Below are 16062 nucleotides of genomic sequence, written 5' to 3' on the forward strand. Positions count from 1 at the left end.
GTACCCTCAAACAAACTTCGGGATCGGCCCATTCTGCGGCGTCGTATCGCCCTCGAGGTCGACAAAAACCTCGTCGACGAAGCACCAGCCCCAGCCTTCCGGCGGGTCGTAGCCTTCGATGATCGGATGCTGCGTGGCATGGAAATGCTTTGTCGCGTGGCGGTTGGGCGAGTCGTCGCAGCAGCCGACATGACCGCAGGTCCGGCAGAGTCTCAGATGCACCCACCACGAGCCGCTCTTCAGGCATTCATCGCAGCCCAGCGCGCTCGGCGTGACCTTTTCGATGTCCTTCGTATGCCGGCATTCATCCATCACGCTCTCCTCGCCAATTCGCCGTTCCGCGCCAGATAGGCATGCAATGCCGCCACCACCTGCGCGCCTTCGCCGACGGCGGCGGCGACCCGCTTGGTCGAGCCGCAGCGCACGTCGCCGATGGCGAACACGCCGCTTCGGCTGGTCTCCATCAGCCCGTGCCCGGGTGTCGTCTCCGGTCCGGTGCGCACGAAACCCTTGGCATCCAGCGCCACATTGCAATTCGCCAGCCAGTCGGTGTTCGGATCGGCGCCGATGAACAGGAAGAGGTGGTGGATGGCGCGCGTCGTCTCTTCGCCGCTCGCCCGGTTGCGCCAGCGCAGCGCTTCGAGATTGCCGTCACGGCCCTCCAGCGCCGTAGTCTCGGTCTCGGGCAGCACCTCGATGTTGGGCTGCGCCGCGATGCGCTCGACGAGATAGCGCGACATGGTGGCGTCGAGGCTGTCGCGGCGCGCCAAGAGCGTCACCTTGCGCACCTGGCTCGCCAGATAGACAGCCGCCTGTCCTGCCGAATTGCCGGCGCCGACCAGCGCCACTTCCTGGTCGCGGCAAAGCCTGGCCTCGATCGGCGAGGCCCAGTAATGCACCGAGGCCCCCTCGAACTGCGCCAGATTGGCGATATCGAGGCGGCGGTAGCGCGCGCCGCTGGCGATCACCACGGCGCGCGTGCGCACGCTCTCGCCATCGCCGATGGCAAGCCTGTAGCGGGCGCCGTCGCCGGCGTCGTCGAGCAGCTTCGCCTCGTCGGGGATCACCATCTCGACGCCGAATTTCTGCGCCTGGTTATAGGCGCGCGCCATCAGCGCCATGCCGGTGATCCCGGTCGGGAAGCCGAGATAGTTTTCGATCCGCGCCGAAGCGCCCGCCTGTCCGCCGAAGGCGCGGCAATCGAGCACGATGGTCGACAGCCCTTCCGAGGCGGCATAGACCGCCGCCGCCAGCCCCGCCGGCCCGGCGCCGACGATCGCCACGTCATAGACCTTGCCGGCATCGATCGGCCGCAGCAGGCCGACGCAGCGGGCGAGCTCGGTCTCGCCCGGATTGTGCATGAGCTTGCCGTTGGGGCAGAGCACGATCGGCAGATGGTGCGGGTCGACATGGAACCGCTCGATCAGCGTTTTCGCGCAAGGGTCGGTGTCGGAATCGAGAGCGCGATGGGGAAGTCCGCTGCGGCGCAGGAAACCTTGTAGCCGCAGCACGTCGCCATTACCGGGCGGGCCGATCACGACCGGTCCGCTGGCGCCGCTTTCGAGCAGGCCGACGCGGCGCAGGATCAGCGCCCGCATGACGCGCTCGCCGAGATTGGCCTCCTGCACCATCAGGTCGCGCAGCCGCTGCGAGGGGATGACGAGCGCCTCGACCGGTCCGTTCGCCTCTGCGTTGACCAGCGACGGCCGGTTCGACAGCTGCGCCAGCTCGCCGACGAAGCTGCCGGGGCCGTAGGTGATGATCGGCTCGCGCGGCCCGATCCCGCCGGCCTGGGTGATGTCGACCTTGCCCGACAGGATGAGGATCAACCCGGGCGAGACCGTGCCGGCCGTCACGATGTGCTCGCCGGCGGCATAGGCCGTGGCCTCGCCGAAGCGGCGCATGCGCTCGATATCCGCATCGGTGAGCACGGGAAACATCTGGTCGCGGCGCGCGGCGATGGTCGGGCTGACGGAAGGGGCCATGGGCGGACCGTAGCGCCCGAGGCGGCGGGTTTGAAGCGGTTTGTTGGGGGACTGGCCGGAAGGGGCGGTTGGCTCTAGGAGTTCGTTACGCCCGGGCTTGACCCGCGGAACTAGCCTCGACTGATCGCCCGGTGCTATAGATTTCGCGTTTCACCCCGGCAGGCGGCCCATGGCGAATTTTTTATGGCATAACCTGTTTCTCATCCTCGCCTTTGGTTTCGGACTTGCGGGTTCGGCGTATTACACATTGGGGCCATTGAGCGACATGAAGGTTCTATCTCCCATTGAGGAACGACATCGCGCGCCCTATGGCCTTGCTGTGGTTTTTGTCCTTCTGGCGATCGGCTTCATGGCTCTTCACATGTATAGCGTCAGCAAGTCAGCTTAAAAACCAAACCGGTCGCCGGGTTTGGAGCGGCTTGTTCGGAGACGGACCGGAAGGGGAGATTGGGCCAACGGCCACATGTCGTCATTCTCGGGCTTGACCCGAGAATCCATGCCGTGACGCGGGTCATATAGTGCAACGGAGCGGAATTCTGTAACCACTGCAACGCCTCGACGTCACGGCATGGATTCCAGGGTCTGCGCGCCTCGCTTCGCTCCTTGCTCCGCCCTGGAATGACGAAGTTTGGAAGCTTACGGCTGATCGCGAACGTTGAGACTTGCATCCCGTTGGCAGTCGGGATGAATGGCGCCCCCTTCGCTCTTGGAACTCCGGGATGGCCTGCCATCCGAAGCTCGAAGAGCGAAGGATGGTGCCCAGAAGAGGACTCGAACCTCCACTCCTTGCGGAACACGGACCTGAACCGTGCGCGTCTACCAATTCCGCCATCTGGGCTGGTGGGCGCTCTAGTAAGCGGGCAAACGGTGTGTGTCAACGCGGTTTTTTTTCGTCAGCGCCGGCCCTCTTTCTTCCCAGCGTAGGCGCTGCCCCTCATTGCCCTGCCGGGCATTTCTCCCCGTATAGTGACGGGGAGAAAGGGCTGGCGTCGGCGCCAGCGCCCTTCTTGCAACGCCTCACCCCTCCAGCACGTCCTTCGACGCCACGGTGGAATCGGCGTTGAGCTTGTAGATGATCGGCACGCCGGTGCCGAGCTCGAGCTTGACGATCTCCTCGCCTGACTTGCCGTCCAGCGCCATGATCAGCGCGCGCAGCGAGTTGCCATGCGCGGCGACCAGCACTGTCTCGCCGCGCAGCACATGCGGCTGCACGTCGTGCAGATAATAGGGCCAGACGCGCGCGCCGGTGTCCTTCAGGCTTTCGCCGCCGGGCGGCGCGATGTCGTAGGAGCGACGCCAGATATGCACCTGCTCCTCCCCCCACTTCTTGCGCGCATCGTCCTTGTTGAGGCCGGAGAGGTCGCCATAGTCGCGCTCGTTGAGCGCCTGGTCGCGGATCGTCTTCAGGTCGCTCTGGCCGACGATGTCGAGGATGTGCTGGCAGGTCACCTGCGCCCGCTTCAAGGCAGAGGTGTAGGCGATGTCGAATTTCAGGCCGCGCGCCTTGAGCTTCTCGCCGGCGGCAAGCGCCTCGGCTGTGCCCTGCTCGGTCAGCCCGACGTCGCGCCAGCCGGTGAACAGGTTCTTCAGGTTCCATTCGCTCTGGCCGTGGCGCACGAGCACGAGAGTTCCCGACATGTCAGCTCCTATAGAATGTTTGGATAGGGATCAGCTCAGGCCGAGCACGTCCCGCATGGAATAAAGTCCGGGCTTCTTCGCGCGGGCCCACAGCGCTGCCTTGACGGCGCCGCGGGCGAAGATCGCCCGGTCCTCGGCATGGTGGGAAAGCGTGATGCGCTCGCCGGTGCCGGCAAGGATCACGCTGTGGTCGCCGACGACGGAGCCGCCGCGCAGCGTGGCAAAGCCGATCGAGCCCGTCTTGCGCACCCCGGTATGGCCGTCGCGCACCCGCACGCTGTTGTCGGCAAGATCGATGCCGCGCCCCTTCGCCGCCGCTTCGCCGAGCAGCAGCGCCGTGCCGGACGGCGCGTCGACCTTGTGCCGGTGGTGCATTTCCAGGATCTCGATGTCGAAATCGTCAGGGTCGAGCGCCTTCGCCGCCTGCTCGACCAGCGCCGCCAGAAGATTGACGCCGAGGCTCATATTGCCGGATTTGACGATCGTGGCATGGCGCGCGGCGGCGGCGATCCTGGCATTGTCGTCGGCCGAGCAGCCGGTGGTGCCGATGACATGGACGATGCGCGCCTGCGCGGCATAGCCGGCGAATTCGACGCTCGCGCTTGGAGCCGTGAAATCGAGCACGCCATCGGCCTTGGCGAAGGCCGGCAGCGGATCGTCGGCGATCGGCACGTTGATGATGCCGATGCCGGCGAGCTCGCCGGCATCCTTGCCGAGATGCGCCGAGTCCGGCCGCTCGATCGCGGCGGCGACGCGCGCGCCGGGCATGGTGTGGATGGCGCGGATCAGCGTCTGGCCCATGCGGCCGGCGGCGCCCACCACAACCAGGCTCATATCGCCGGCTTCGCTCATGCGCTTCTCCTGACGGTCTTCTTGGCGCGGCTGCGCGGCGCCGGAGTTTGGCCCGAAGTCTGGCTTGCCTTGACGTCGTCGACAAGCCCCAGCCCCTTCTTGCCCTGGATCCGGTGGAAACGGGCATAGATGCTGTGCGGGTCGGCCATCAGCGTCGCATGCGTGCCTTCCTCGACCAGCCGCCCCTCTTCCAGCACGATGATGTGGTCGGCATTGACCACGGTCGACAGCCGGTGCGCGATCACGATCGTCGTGCGCCCTTCCATGACATGGGTCAGCGCTTCCTGCACGCGCGCCTCCGCCTCGTTGTCGAGCGCCGAGGTCGCCTCGTCGAGCAAGAGGATCGGCGCCTGGCGAACGATGGCGCGCGCGATCGACACGCGCTGGCGCTGGCCGCCGGAAAGGGTCGAGCCGCCTTCGCCGACCGGCGTGTCGTAGCCTTCCGGCTGCTGGCGGATGAACTCGTCGGCCGCCGCTTGTTTCGCCGCCTGCTCGATCTCGGCGTCGGTGGCCGAGAGCCGGCCGTAGCGGATGTTGTCGCGGATCGTGCCTTCGAAGAGATAAGGCGCCTGCGCCACATAGGCGATCGATTGGCGCAGCGAATGCTTGGTCACCTTGGCAATATCCTGGCCGTCGACCTCGATCGAGCCCTCGTCGACGTCGTAGAAGCGCTGCAGCAGCGCCACCATCGTCGACTTGCCGGCGCCCGATGCGCCGACGACGGCCGTCACCTTGCCGGCCGCGGCGGTAAAGCTCAAATCCCTGAGCACCGGCATGTCGGCGTTGTAGCCGAATGTCACATGGTTGAAGCGCACCTCGCCGGTAGTGACCTTCGCCTCGACCGCGTCGGGCGCGTCACCCTGCTTCGGCTCGAGGTCGAGCAGTTCGTAGATCATGCGCGCGTTGACCAGGGCACGTTCCATGCCGACCTGTGTCCGGGCCAGGCGTCTTGCCGGGTCATAGGCCAGGATCAGCGCGGTGATGAAGGAAAACACGGCGCCCGGCGGCTGTCCGAGCACCAGCGCCCGATAGCCGGAATAGGCAAGCACGGCGGTAATGGCGAGGCCGCCCAGGATTTCGGAAATCGGCGACAGCCGCTCCGCGACGCGGGCGATCTTGTTGTTACGCTGCTCGGCCGTGTCGGCCATCATGCCGATGCGGCGCGCCAGCTCGTCCTCCAGGGTGAAGGCCTTGACGATGGCGATGCCTTGGGTGGCCTCCTGCACCGATCCGTTCAGCCGCGAGTTGATCAGCACGGATTCCCGGTTGATCTTGCGCAGGCGGCGGGTGATGTAGACGACGGCCCAGATCAACGGCGGCCCGATCAGCAGCGAGCTGAGCGACAGCACCGGATCCTGGTAGATCATCACGCCGAGGAGGGCGACGAGCGAGACCGCGTCGCGGCTGATGGAAGTTAGCGTCAGCGACAGCAGGTCTCGGATGCCGCCGACATTCTCGTTGACCTGTGCCGCCAGCCGGCCGGAACGGGTCTCGTTGAAGAAGTTGACGCCGAGCTTCATCAGATGGTCGAAGCTGCGCTTCTGGTAGCGGGCGACCAGATTGTTGCCGATCGTCGCCAGCGCCACTGCCTGGCCATAGCCGGCGAAGCCGCGCAGCAGGGAGGCGCCCATGAAACCGGCGCAGATCCAGACGATCATGTCGCTGCGCCGTTCGTAGAAGATCTGGTTGATCATCGGGGCCATGATCCACGCCGTGAAGGCGGTGGTGCCGGAAACGATCAGCAGGCAGGCGACGGCGACGACATAAGTCCAGCGATATTCCTTGCCGTTTTCGGCCAGGATGCGGCGCAGCACCGCGCTGACCTCGGTGGGCTGGACTTTCAGTTTGAGGGAAGTTTGAACAGTCAAATCAGGGCGCTTCGTGGTTTTCCGCGTGTCGGATGGGCCGCATTTCGGCATCCTCTTAGCGCCCCGGCTACGGCTTGCCTATGGCGAAACTTCGTCGCGCCGGCCGATCGCCAGCCCTAACGCTGGCGCGATCAAGCCCGCCAGTGCCGGCCCGCCGTCTGCACGCCGAACAGCGAAGGCGTCCTGGCATAGGCGGCGAGCCCGAGCAGCGCCGCCAGCGGATGGGTGATCACATAGACCGGCATTTCGCGCATCAGCGCGCTGTGCGGCGCCTTGTCCTCGAACGCGGCGCGGAAATTGCCGGCTTTCAGCGCCGGCACGATCTTCTGCGCGATGCCGCCGGTCAGGAACACGCCGCCGCGGCCCATGAACACCAGCGCGAGATCCCCCGCGGTGCGGCCGAGGCAGGTGACGAACAGCGCCAGCGCCTCCTCTGCCACCGGATCGGATTTGGCAAGCGCGGCCGCCGTGACCTCGGCCGGCGTCGTGAAAGGCGTCGGCTTGCCGTCCGTCCTGGCGACGGCGCGATAGACGTTGACCAGCCCGCGTCCGCACAGGATCTGCTCGCCGGAGATGCGGCCTTCGAGCTTGTCGATATGCGGGAACACCTCGAAGTCGCGCGGCGTGCGCGGGCCGATATCCATATGCCCGCCCTCGCCCGGTACCGGGATCCAGTGGTTGAGCGCATGGATCAGCCCGGCGACGCCAAGGCCGGTGCCGGGGCCAAGCACGACCCGGCTCGCATTGGGTTCCGGCGTGCCGCCGCCGATCTTTTCCATATGCTCTTCGCCGAGCGCCACCACGGCCAGCGCCTGCGCCTCGAAATCGTTGAGCACGACGACCTCGCTCAGGCCCAGATGGGCGAACATCTGCCGGGGCTTCACCACCCAGGGGCAGTTGGTGAGCGGGATCTCGTCGCCGTCGACCGGCCCGGCGATCGCCAGCACCGCCGAGTTCGGCTGGATGGACGAGCGGTCGAGCACCGCCGCCTGGATCGCCTCGTCGATGGTCTTGAAATTAGCCGTCTGGACGATCTGCGGCTCGGTCGCTTCCGAATTGGCGTCGAGCACGATCGAGAAGCGCGCATTGGTGCCGCCAATATCGCCGATCAGGACCGGAAACCGCAGCCCTGTCTCGTTCTCGCCTGCCATGCTCTTGATCGTCCTCGTTGCGGCGCCGCTGTGCCGTTTCCATCGCCCATTTCAATCGATTGACTAGCGCATGAGCCCGCAAAGGGGAAGCCCGCTTGCGCCTTGGAGCAATTCCAGGAAAAGTGTGAGCGGTTAAGCTCGGCGCCTTCGCCGTAACCTTCCGTCCGGAATTGCGTCAAAGCAAAGAAATAGGGCGTTTCGCCGCTTCCGTGAACGGTGAGACCGCGCTAGTTCCCCGACACAGGGATTTTGAAAGGTTGCCGTTTGTCTTGGTGCAGGACTTTCCATTCATTTCCGTGAATCAGCGCAAACGCCGGGGATTGGTTGAAGCCGCCCCAACCTCGTCATTCTATGGCGGAGCAAGGAGCGAAGCGACGCGCGCAGACCATAGAATCAATTCCGTGACTTGGAAGCGTTGCCACGGTGAAGAATTTTGCTCCGTCGCACTCCTTGGCGAAGGTAACGGCATGGATTCCAGGGTCTTCGCGACGGAGCTTCGCTCCTGCTCTGCCCTAGAATGACGATCGCGATGGGCGTTTCGGCCAATCTCCAACGCATGCCACCTGCCAACGCAAACAGAGCCGACCGGTCAAAATCCCTGTGCTGGGAAACTAGTTCCCCGGCCGTGGGCGCGGCAACGGGATGCCGATCTTGGGCGTCGGCGCGAAGGCGCTTGCCGCCGACGGAACCGAGGTGTTGCCGCTGGAGATCATCTCCGCCGGCTCGGTCGGCTGCGGCTCGGCCACGGCGACCGCTGCGCCGACGCCATGATAGGTCACCGCCTCCAGCGAAGGCGCGTCCGGCGCATTGACCACGTCCTGGCATTGCTTCGGCAGATTGGCCATCGTCATCACGTCGCGCGCCTTGGGTGCGTCCGGGTTTTTGTTCGGCCGCCACGGCTCCTCGGTGAACCACCATGCCAGCGGCTTGCCGCAGCCATCGTCCTCCAGCGTCGTCTCCTGCGCCTTGCAGAAAGGCGAGCCCGGCTGGCAGCCGATGCGCATGTGGAAATGATAGTCATGGCCCCAGAATGGCCGAATCTTGCGCAGCCAGGAGCGATCGCCGGTGACGGTGTCGCAGAGCTTCTTCTTGATACCGGCATTGACCAGGATGCGCTCGACCTCCGGATAGCTCGCCGCGCGCTTCAAAAGCCGCGTATGCGCCGGCGTCCACAGCGCGTCCTTCACCAGATGAGTCTTGTCGTCGACCATCAGCGTCGCGCTCATCGATTCGCGCTGCGCCATGGTCAGCGGCCGCGTTGGCATCGGCGTCAGCCATATGTCGGCGTCGAGACCGATCTGGTGCGAGGCATGGCCAGTCATCATCGGTCCGCCGCGCGGTTGCGAGACGTCGCCGACCAGAAGCCCCGGCCAGCCATCGGCTACCGCGTCGCGCGAAAGCTTCTCGATCAGCGCGATCATCGCCGGATGGCCCCAGCGGCGGTTGCGCGACGGGCGCATCACTTCCCAGGTCGGCCCGTCCATCGGCAGCGCCACGCCGCCGGTGAAGCAGCCCTTGGAGTAGAAGCCGAAGGATTGCGCGGGTGCCACGGCCGGCAGTTTCCGGGCGCCGAACAGGTCCTTCGCGCGGGGTTCGGCTGAAATGGCGGCAGCCGCCAGCGCCGCCAGCGTCACCAGCGCCAGCGCCGCGGTCAGGAACGGTTTGCGGTCAGGCAGCGATCGCAAATTCATCCGGCTGGGTCCCTCTCCAGTCTATCGATTTGCCGCCCGGTCAGGCGAACCCGATCAGGAACGAATCGTACCACGTCGCGCGTCCCGCATCGATCATGCGGCTCTGAATCAAAGAAGGATGAATGTCGTGCGAAAACCCGTTTCACACTTTCGGCATCCTCACAATCAGGATGACGTTCGTTGAATCGTCATCCTGATCTAACTCTTTGTTGGAGCATGATCTTTTCCGAAAACCGCTTCCCACTTTTCGGGATCATGCTCTGATCGGGCTGCGCGGCGCTCCGTTCCGCCAGTTGCCCTCGGCCCACATCCGCTCCAGCGCCATCCGATAGTTCGGAAACCGGAAGCGATAGCCGGCCGCCTTGATCGCCTGATTCGCGACGCGCTTGTTCTCGCCATAGAAAGACCGCGCCATGGGCGAAAGTTGGGCGGTCTCGAAGGGAATTTCCGGCGGCGGCGTGACGCCCATCAGCCTGGCGGCATAGGCGACGACATCCTGCGGCGGCGCCGGCTCGTCATCAGTGACGTTGAAGATGCCGCCGAGATTGTTTTCAGCCAGAAGCCAAAGCGCGCCGGCGATGTCGTCGCAATGGATGCGGTTGAACACCTGGTCCGGCTTGACCAGCCGCCGCGCCGTGCCGTCCTCGAGATTGGCCAGCGCGTTGCGGCCCGGTCCGTAGATGCCGGAAAGCCGCAGGATCGCCACCGGTTTGCCGATCTCCCGGCCAAGCGTCAGCCATTCCTGTTCGGCCGCCACCCGCATCACCGAGCGCCTCGACACCGGGCGGCAAGCGCTGGTCTCGTCGACCCAGGCGCCGCCATGGTCACCATAGACGCCGACGGTCGAGAGATAGCCGATCCATTCGAGCGCCGGCATCTTTGCCCGGATCGTCTCGCCGGTGGCGTTGAGCACCGGGTCGCCGGCGTCGTCGGGGGCGACCGAGACGATGAGATGCGTGGTCTGTGCAAGCGCATCGCTGAGCTCGGGCGACAGCGCGCCGTCGAACCGCAGCGGCTCGATGCCGGCCGACCGCAGCGCCTCGAACTTTTCCGGCGCCCGGGTCGTACCAAAGACCGGCGCGCGGTGCGCGTTGGCCAGCGCGAAAGCCTTGGCCGAATAGCCGGCGCCGAAGATGAAGAAGCGTCTTTCGCCCATCGATGAACCCCCTTCAATCGGCCTTCGCCGGATTCGCCGGCGCCGCCAGCCATTCCTCGCGGACCGTCGCCTCCGTTTCGGTCTTCGATGCCGTGGCGGCGAGGTCGCCAAATTCGCGATCCGACAGCAATCGCGACAGGGCCCAGATTGCCGCACCCCGCACCAGCGGCGAGGCATCGTCGAGCAGGCGGCGCACAATGGGCGTTAGCGATGCATCGCCCGAATTGCCGGCGGCGATCAGCACGTTGCGGATGAAACGGTCGCGGCCGATGCGCTTGACCGGCGAGCCCGAGAAGAATGACCGGAAGCCCGCGTCGTCGAGAAGCAACATTTCCGACAGCTTCGGCTCGCGCAGATCGGCGCGCGCCGCAAGCTTCGCCTCCGAAGCCATGCTGGCGAATTTGTTCCACGGACAGGCGGCCAGGCAGTCGTCGCAGCCATAGATGCGGTTGCCGATCTTGTCGCGGAACTCGCGCGGGATCGGCCCCTTGTTCTCGATGGTCAGGTAGGAGATGCAGCGCCGCGCGTCGAGACGATAAGGCGCCGGGAACGCGTCGGTCGGGCAGGCGTCGAGGCAGGCGCGGCAGGAGCCGCAATGGTCTATCTCGGCCTGGTCCGGTTCAAGCTCTGCGGTGGTGAAGATGGTGCCGAGGAACAGCCACGAGCCATGCGCGCGGCTGACCAGATTGGTGTGCTTGCCCTGCCAGCCGAGCCCGGCGGCTTCCGCCAGCGGTTTTTCCATGACAGGCGCGGTATCGACGAACACTTTTACGTCGCCGCCGGCGCGCGCGACGATCTTGCCGGCGATCTCCTTCAGCCGGCCCTTCATCACATCGTGGTAGTCCCGGTTTTGCGCATAGACCGAGATCGCGCCGCGGTCGGACTTCGCGAGGATATCGCGCGGATCGCGGTCCGGGCCGTAATTCATCGCCAGCACGATGATCGAACGCACCTCCGGCCACAGCGTCGAGGGCTCGGCCCGCCGCTGAACCGTCTCGGCGATCCACTCCATCGAGCCGTGGAAACCGTCGGATACGAATTCGGCGAGTCTCGCCGGCGCCAGCGGGATCGCGTCCGGCCGGGTCACGGCGACTGCCTCGAAGCCGGCGCGGCGCGCCTCGGCGTCGATCAGCGCGCGCAGGTTCTCAGAAATCGAGGTCCGCATAATGCGACACCGGCGACAGGCCGCGCACCCGGTCGGAAAGCAGCGGCCGGAACGACGGCCGCGATTTCACCCGCGTGTACCATTCGCGCGCGGCGGCATGCTCGCGCCAGTCGATCTCGCCGAGATAATCGAGCACCGAAAGCGTCGCCGCCGCCGCGAGGTCGGCATAGGTCACCTTGTTGCCGGCCAGCCAATGGCGCGTGCCGGCCAGCCAGTTGGTGTATTTCATGTGCTGGCGGATGTTGGCGCGCGCGGCGCGGATCGCCGCCGAGTCCGGCGAGCCGCCGCCGGCGGTCTCCGGCATGACCGGCTTCAGCACCCGCTCGCGCACCAGATGCCGCGTCACTTCGCTTTCGGCCTTGCTCAGATACCAATCGGTCAGCCGGCGGATCTCGGCGCGCTGCATCGGGTCCTCGGCGAACAGCCGCTTGTCGCGCTTCAAGACCCCTCGCGTCTCGTCGAGATATTCGGCGATCACCATGGCGCCGACGATCGGCACGTCGCCTTCGGCAAGCAGGATCGGCAGCGTGCCGGCCGGGTTCAGCGCCAAAAACTCCTTGCGCCGCGTCCACGGCTTTTCCTCGATCAGCGCCAGTTCCTCGCCATACTCGCCGAAGGCGAGGCGCGCGAAGCGGCAGGTGGCGAACATGGGATGATGGAAAAGCGTCAGCATGGTTCCGCGATGAAAAGGCGCACTGGCAATTGGCCGACCGCGCCGGTAAGTCTTGGCCGCCCGATTCCTGGGGCTGTCATGGGTGTTGCGACCTATAGGGACACTTCCGCCCCATGACAAGCAAGCCCTTCCCTTGGAGCATGATGTCGTCCGAAAACCGCTTCACACTTTTAGGCGTCGTGCTCTAGCCGTCATCCGAGATCAGAGGTTGCCATGGAAAGCCAGACCATCGTCGAAGCGCTGCTGCTTGGGCTTTTGGAGGGCCTGACCGAGTTCATTCCGGTGTCGTCGACCGGCCACATCCTGCTTGCCGGCCATTTCCTCGGCTTCCATTCCACCGGCAAGGCCTTCGAGATCCTGATCCAGCTCGGCGCGATCCTGGCGATCCTCAGCGTCTATTTCAGCAAGCTCTGGCAGATGCTGATCAAACTGCCCAGCGATCCGCAGACCCGGCATTTCGTCATCGGCATCCTGATCGCCTTCCTGCCGGCGGCGGTCATCGGCGCGCTGGCGCATGATTTCATCAAGACCATATTGTTCGAATCGCCGCAGCTGATCTGCATCATGCTGATCATCGGCGGCGTCGTGCTGCTCGTCGTCGACCGCATCAACTTCAAGCCGGTCCATCACGACGTCGAGCTCTTTCCGACCAGCCTTTATCTGAAGATCGGCCTGTTCCAGTGCCTGTCGCTGATCCCCGGCACCTCGCGCTCCGGCTCGACCATCGTCGGCGCGCTGCTGATGGGCGTCGACAAGCGAGCGGCGGCCGAATTCTCCTTCTTCCTCGCCATGCCCACCATGGTCGGCGCCTTCGCCTTCGACCTTTTCAAGAACCGCAATGTGCTGACCTCGTCCGACCTGCCGATCATCGCCGTCGGCTTCATCGCCGCCTTCGTCACCGCGCTGATCGTGGTGCGCTTCCTGCTCGATTACGTCTCGCGCAACGGCTATTCGCTGTTCGGCTGGTGGCGGCTGGTGGTGGGCGGGCTCGGCCTGGTGGCCCTGATGGTCTGGGGATGATTACACTAAGGCGGCGCACCAAACGCCTTCGTCATCCACGGGCGGAGCAAGGAGCGAAGCGACGCGCGCAGACCCGAGGATCCATGCCGTGACGCGGACCGTAGAACGCGGCGGTCGCGAATAGCTTTCGTTAGACGCGACGCTCTTTGATCCAGATTCTGCACGGTGGCAGCGCGTCTAGGTCACGGCATGGATCCTAGGGTTTCCGCGACGTCGCTTCGCGACTGCTCCACCCTAGGATGACGAACGAAGGGGATCAATTCCTCCCATAAAACGCGTTCTCGACATGTACCGGCCAGCGCCAGGGCAGCACCGCAACCATGTCGAAACGCATCGAAAGCCTGCCATAATCCGGCTGGCGCGACAGCCACAAATCCGCGGCGCCCTCGATCCGGCGCTCCGATTCGCGGCCGATCGCTTCCATCGCCTCGATCAGCGTGCGGCGCGCCTTGACCTCGACGAACAGCACGAGGTCGCCGCGCCTGGCGATCAGGTCGATCTCGCCGAGCCTGGTGCGGTGGCGGCGGGCAAGGATGCGGTAGCCTTTCAGCATCAGCGCCAGCGCCGCCAGCCATTCGCCGCGATGCCCGCGCCGATAGGCTTTTCGGCGGTGGCCGGCCGTGCGCTCAGGCATCTCTTTGTTTGACCATGATCTTTTCCAAAAACCGGGTTCCACTTTTTGGGATCATGGTCTGTCCCTCAGCTCCAGCAGCCGCCGGTAAAGCGCCTGCTTCTGCCCGCCGGTCATTTTCGCCGCTTCGGCCGCGGCCTTCGAGGCCGGCATTTCGGCGGCAAGCGAGAGCAGGAGCCGGTCGATGTCGGCCGGCTGATCCACCGCCGCCTCCGGCGGGCCGACGCAGATGACGATCTCGCCCTTCGGCGTGTCGGCCGCGGCATAATGGTCGGCCAGCTCGGCAAGCGTGCCGGTGCGCATCTCCTCGAACGTCTTGGTCAGCTCGCGGCCGATGGCGGCTTTGCGGTCGCCGCCGAGCGCCTCCACCATGGCGCCAAGCGTCTCCGCCAGCCGTCGCGGCGATTCGAAGAAGATCAGCGTCGCCGGCACCGCCTTGAACGTTTCGAGCTTGGTCAGCCGCTGCCCGGTCTTCACCGGCAGGAACCCGGCGAACAGGAAGGCGTCGGACGGCAGGCCGGAAGCGGTCAGGGCCGCGAGCGCCGCCGAAGGCCCGGGGATCGGCACCACACGAATACCTTGTTCCAGCGCTTCGCCGACCAGCCGGTAGCCCGGATCGGAGACCAGCGGCGTGCCGGCGTCCGAGATCAGCGCCACGCTCTGCCCGGCCGCCAGCGCCTCGATCAGCTTCGGCCCCGCCTCGCTCGCATTGTGCTCGTGATAGGCGGTGGTGCGGCGACGGATGCCGTAGCGCTCCAGCAGCACGCGCGAGACGCGCGTGTCCTCGCAGGCGACGATATCGGCGGCGGCCAGCGTCTCCAGCGCGCGCAGCGTGATGTCGGCCAGGTTGCCGATCGGCGTCGCCACCAGATAGAGCGCCGGCTGAAGCGCCCGCGCCGCGATCTCGCTCTGTCCGATCAGATAGCTGCGTTTGTCGCCGATCACCGCATGCCCCTCATTCCGAGCAATTCCAGGAAAAGTGCGTCGCGGTTTTCCGTCCGGAATTGCGAAAGAACCAAGTCTGTTTGGCATGGCTGGCGCCCCGTTGCAAAACGTGAGGTCGGCGTGAGGAAATCGCCATGCCTTTGCCACAGTGCGGAACGAAACCCACATCGGCGAATTTAACCCCTGATTCCCCGGGAGGAGGCAGGACCGAACGATGCCCAATCGCTTCGATATTTTTATCAGCCGACTTGAAAGCAAGACCGCCCGCGAGGGCATCCCTCCACACCCCATCGCCGCCGAGTCCGGCGCGCGCCGCGACAAGGCCGACCAGAAGCCTGTCCGCCACGGCGAGGCGCATGGCGAGAAGCACCGTGGCAAGCACCGCCAGAAGCACGACGCTTGAACTAACGGCAACCTTTGCGACCTCGCGCCTCGTCATTCCAGGGCGGAGCAAGGAGCGAAGCGACGCGTGCAGACCCTGGACTCCATGCCGTTACATCGACGTTCTGCCAGCGGTGCAGAATTCTGCACCGCCGTGCCCTTCGCACCGGTCACGGCATGGATTCTCGGGTCAAGCCCGAGAATGACGAACGCGCGGGAAGCGCCACATCTTCAGAGGTACCTGCTGACCCTCTCTTCCAGCAACCGCACCAGCTCCGGGTCCATGAAGTCGTAATCGTCCGGAATGTCGAGGCAGATCACCCTGGCGCCCTTCAGACTCGACCGGAATTTCTTCTGCAGCTTGGCGCGGTGCGCCTTCTCCATCACGAAGATGATGTCGGCCCAGGCGACCATCTCATGCGTCAGCGGGTTGTCGGCGTCGTGATTGGTGCCGGCCGATTCGACCTCGATGTCGCGGCGTTTGGAAAACACCTGCTCGGCGGTGGGGCTACGCAGGCGGTTCTGGGTGCAGACGAAGAGGACGTTCTTCAAGACCTGCCACTCTTGATTCGCCGCAGTTATTCATCCCACATATCTCGGATCGTCTTGGTCAGAGGTATGTACTGATCGAGAGTGAGTCCGTTTAGGTCGAATTCTATCGAATCGTCTTTTGCGACCGCCCTCAAATTTATCCCAACATAGGTCATGAAGTTGCGCACAACATCAAACTCGCTCAAGCCCGATGTTTTATGCTTTTTCGATTTTTGGTTCCTTGCGAACACGATCACTGCTTCATAGAGATCTGGATACTCACGGGACTTCGAAATCTCGGTCAATCCAAACTCAAAAACGTCATCCGTGTTTAAAGTTCGCAGCGTCTCATGGATCAGGAACTTCATTGCACGT

At 64.9% G+C, this 16062-nt stretch carries 17 protein-coding genes and 1 tRNA gene; 3 read left to right on the plus strand and 15 right to left on the minus strand.

All coding sequences use genetic code 11. The features are described 5' to 3' along the window. Positions 1-6: 6 nt before the first annotated feature. Together FJ417_RS20150 and FJ417_RS20155 are read right to left on the minus strand one after the other, a co-directional pair. Complete coding sequence (locus FJ417_RS20150; RefSeq protein ID WP_140784704.1) at positions 7-312, minus strand: UBP-type zinc finger domain-containing protein; 306 nt, start codon at positions 310-312, stop codon at positions 7-9. Next, positions 312-1985: a cyclic nucleotide-binding domain-containing thioredoxin-disulfide reductase gene (locus FJ417_RS20155; protein ID WP_140784703.1), complete on the minus strand. Its 1674-nt coding sequence runs from the start codon at positions 1983-1985 to the stop codon at positions 312-314. The genes FJ417_RS20150 and FJ417_RS20155 overlap by 1 nt, the downstream gene beginning before the upstream one ends. Positions 1986-2154: 169 nt before the next feature. Between FJ417_RS20155 and FJ417_RS20160 the strand changes: the two genes are divergently transcribed. Further along, positions 2155-2373: a hypothetical protein gene (locus tag FJ417_RS20160; protein WP_140784702.1), complete on the plus strand. Its 219-nt coding sequence runs from the start codon at positions 2155-2157 to the stop codon at positions 2371-2373. Positions 2374-2738: 365 nt separating this feature from the next. On the opposite strand, the gene FJ417_RS20165 is transcribed toward FJ417_RS20160, so the two are convergent. The 9 genes from FJ417_RS20165 to FJ417_RS20210 form a co-directional block, all read right to left on the minus strand. Next, positions 2739-2823 (minus strand) — tRNA-Leu (locus FJ417_RS20165). Positions 2824-3002: 179 nt separating this feature from the next. Beyond that, positions 3003-3623, minus strand: a complete 621-nt coding sequence (locus tag FJ417_RS20175) for a 2,3-bisphosphoglycerate-dependent phosphoglycerate mutase (RefSeq protein ID WP_140784700.1) — start codon at positions 3621-3623, stop codon at positions 3003-3005. Between the two features lie 30 nt (positions 3624-3653). Further along, positions 3654-4475: a 4-hydroxy-tetrahydrodipicolinate reductase gene (gene dapB, locus FJ417_RS20180; protein WP_140784699.1), complete on the minus strand. Its 822-nt coding sequence runs from the start codon at positions 4473-4475 to the stop codon at positions 3654-3656. After that, the gene (locus FJ417_RS20185; RefSeq protein WP_246687500.1) at positions 4472-6394 is read right to left on the minus strand and encodes an ABC transporter ATP-binding protein; all 1923 of its coding nucleotides are present in this window, start codon (positions 6392-6394) and stop codon (positions 4472-4474) included. Before FJ417_RS20185 ends, dapB begins: the two co-directional genes overlap by 4 nt. 80 nt (positions 6395-6474) lie before the next feature. Further along, positions 6475-7494: a glucokinase gene (locus tag FJ417_RS20190; RefSeq protein ID WP_140784697.1), complete on the minus strand. Its 1020-nt coding sequence runs from the start codon at positions 7492-7494 to the stop codon at positions 6475-6477. Between the two features lie 611 nt (positions 7495-8105). Next, complete coding sequence (gene mepA / locus FJ417_RS20195) at positions 8106-9185, minus strand: penicillin-insensitive murein endopeptidase (RefSeq protein ID WP_140784696.1); 1080 nt, start codon at positions 9183-9185, stop codon at positions 8106-8108. Positions 9186-9438: 253 nt separating this feature from the next. Further along, positions 9439-10341: an SDR family oxidoreductase gene (locus tag FJ417_RS20200; RefSeq protein ID WP_140784695.1), complete on the minus strand. Its 903-nt coding sequence runs from the start codon at positions 10339-10341 to the stop codon at positions 9439-9441. A 13-nt stretch (positions 10342-10354) separates the two neighbouring features. Then, positions 10355-11506, minus strand: a complete 1152-nt coding sequence (gene queG, locus FJ417_RS20205; RefSeq protein WP_140784694.1) for a tRNA epoxyqueuosine(34) reductase QueG — start codon at positions 11504-11506, stop codon at positions 10355-10357. Then, complete coding sequence (locus FJ417_RS20210; RefSeq protein WP_140645947.1) at positions 11487-12179, minus strand: glutathione S-transferase family protein; 693 nt, start codon at positions 12177-12179, stop codon at positions 11487-11489. Before FJ417_RS20210 ends, queG begins: the two co-directional genes overlap by 20 nt. Before the next feature lie 213 nt (positions 12180-12392). Between FJ417_RS20210 and FJ417_RS20215 the strand changes: the two genes are divergently transcribed. After that, positions 12393-13199: an undecaprenyl-diphosphate phosphatase gene (locus tag FJ417_RS20215; RefSeq protein ID WP_140784693.1), complete on the plus strand. Its 807-nt coding sequence runs from the start codon at positions 12393-12395 to the stop codon at positions 13197-13199. Positions 13200-13455: 256 nt separating this feature from the next. Here FJ417_RS20215 and FJ417_RS20220 read toward each other — a convergent pair whose 3' ends face one another. Beyond that, the gene (locus FJ417_RS20220) at positions 13456-13833 is read right to left on the minus strand and encodes a YraN family protein (RefSeq protein ID WP_140784692.1); all 378 of its coding nucleotides are present in this window, start codon (positions 13831-13833) and stop codon (positions 13456-13458) included. A 51-nt stretch (positions 13834-13884) separates the two neighbouring features. Further along, the gene (gene rsmI, locus FJ417_RS20225; protein ID WP_140784691.1) at positions 13885-14775 is read right to left on the minus strand and encodes a 16S rRNA (cytidine(1402)-2'-O)-methyltransferase; all 891 of its coding nucleotides are present in this window, start codon (positions 14773-14775) and stop codon (positions 13885-13887) included. A 214-nt stretch (positions 14776-14989) separates the two neighbouring features. Between rsmI and FJ417_RS20230 the strand changes: the two genes are divergently transcribed. After that, entirely contained in the window at positions 14990-15178 is a 189-nt protein-coding gene (locus FJ417_RS20230) for a hypothetical protein (RefSeq protein ID WP_095767932.1), read from the plus strand. Positions 15179-15387: 209 nt separating this feature from the next. Here the strand turns inward: FJ417_RS20230 and FJ417_RS20235 are convergent, their stop codons facing one another. Both FJ417_RS20235 and FJ417_RS20240 read right to left on the minus strand, forming a co-directional pair. Then, positions 15388-15708 carry a low molecular weight protein tyrosine phosphatase family protein gene (locus FJ417_RS20235; protein WP_140784690.1) on the minus strand — a complete coding sequence of 107 codons (321 nt, stop codon included), beginning with the start codon at positions 15706-15708 and terminating at the stop codon, positions 15388-15390. A 26-nt stretch (positions 15709-15734) separates the two neighbouring features. Further along, positions 15735-16055 (minus strand): hypothetical protein, encoded by a 321-nt coding sequence (locus tag FJ417_RS20240; protein ID WP_140711216.1) that lies wholly within the window; start codon positions 16053-16055, stop codon positions 15735-15737. Positions 16056-16062 lie beyond the last annotated feature (7 nt).

Source organism: Mesorhizobium sp. B3-1-7 (genome assembly GCF_006439385.1).
Classification (GTDB): Bacteria; Pseudomonadota; Alphaproteobacteria; order Rhizobiales; family Rhizobiaceae; genus Mesorhizobium.

Bases quoted from the DNA above. Each gene is read 5' to 3' on its own strand.
- FJ417_RS20215 (WP_140784693.1), top strand. From the start codon at position 12,393: ATGGAAAGCCAGACCATCGTCGAAGCGCTGCTGCTTGGGCTTTTGGAG.
- FJ417_RS20220 (WP_140784692.1), bottom strand. From the start codon at position 13,833: ATGCCTGAGCGCACGGCCGGCCACCGCCGAAAAGCCTATCGGCGCGGG.
- FJ417_RS20190 (WP_140784697.1), bottom strand. From the start codon at position 7,494: ATGGCAGGCGAGAACGAGACAGGGCTGCGGTTTCCGGTCCTGATCGGC.
- queG (WP_140784694.1), bottom strand. From the start codon at position 11,506: ATGCGGACCTCGATTTCTGAGAACCTGCGCGCGCTGATCGACGCCGAG.
- FJ417_RS20200 (WP_140784695.1), bottom strand. From the start codon at position 10,341: ATGGGCGAAAGACGCTTCTTCATCTTCGGCGCCGGCTATTCGGCCAAG.
- FJ417_RS20160 (WP_140784702.1), top strand. From the start codon at position 2,155: ATGGCGAATTTTTTATGGCATAACCTGTTTCTCATCCTCGCCTTTGGT.
- FJ417_RS20210 (WP_140645947.1), bottom strand. From the start codon at position 12,179: ATGCTGACGCTTTTCCATCATCCCATGTTCGCCACCTGCCGCTTCGCG.
- FJ417_RS20185 (WP_246687500.1), bottom strand. From the start codon at position 6,394: ATGCCGAAATGCGGCCCATCCGACACGCGGAAAACCACGAAGCGCCCT.
- FJ417_RS20150 (WP_140784704.1), bottom strand. From the start codon at position 312: ATGGATGAATGCCGGCATACGAAGGACATCGAAAAGGTCACGCCGAGC.
- FJ417_RS20240 (WP_140711216.1), bottom strand. From the start codon at position 16,055: ATGAAGTTCCTGATCCATGAGACGCTGCGAACTTTAAACACGGATGAC.
- mepA (WP_140784696.1), bottom strand. From the start codon at position 9,185: ATGAATTTGCGATCGCTGCCTGACCGCAAACCGTTCCTGACCGCGGCG.
- FJ417_RS20175 (WP_140784700.1), bottom strand. From the start codon at position 3,623: ATGTCGGGAACTCTCGTGCTCGTGCGCCACGGCCAGAGCGAATGGAAC.
- FJ417_RS20230 (WP_095767932.1), top strand. From the start codon at position 14,990: ATGCCCAATCGCTTCGATATTTTTATCAGCCGACTTGAAAGCAAGACC.
- FJ417_RS20155 (WP_140784703.1), bottom strand. From the start codon at position 1,985: ATGGCCCCTTCCGTCAGCCCGACCATCGCCGCGCGCCGCGACCAGATG.
- dapB (WP_140784699.1), bottom strand. From the start codon at position 4,475: ATGAGCGAAGCCGGCGATATGAGCCTGGTTGTGGTGGGCGCCGCCGGC.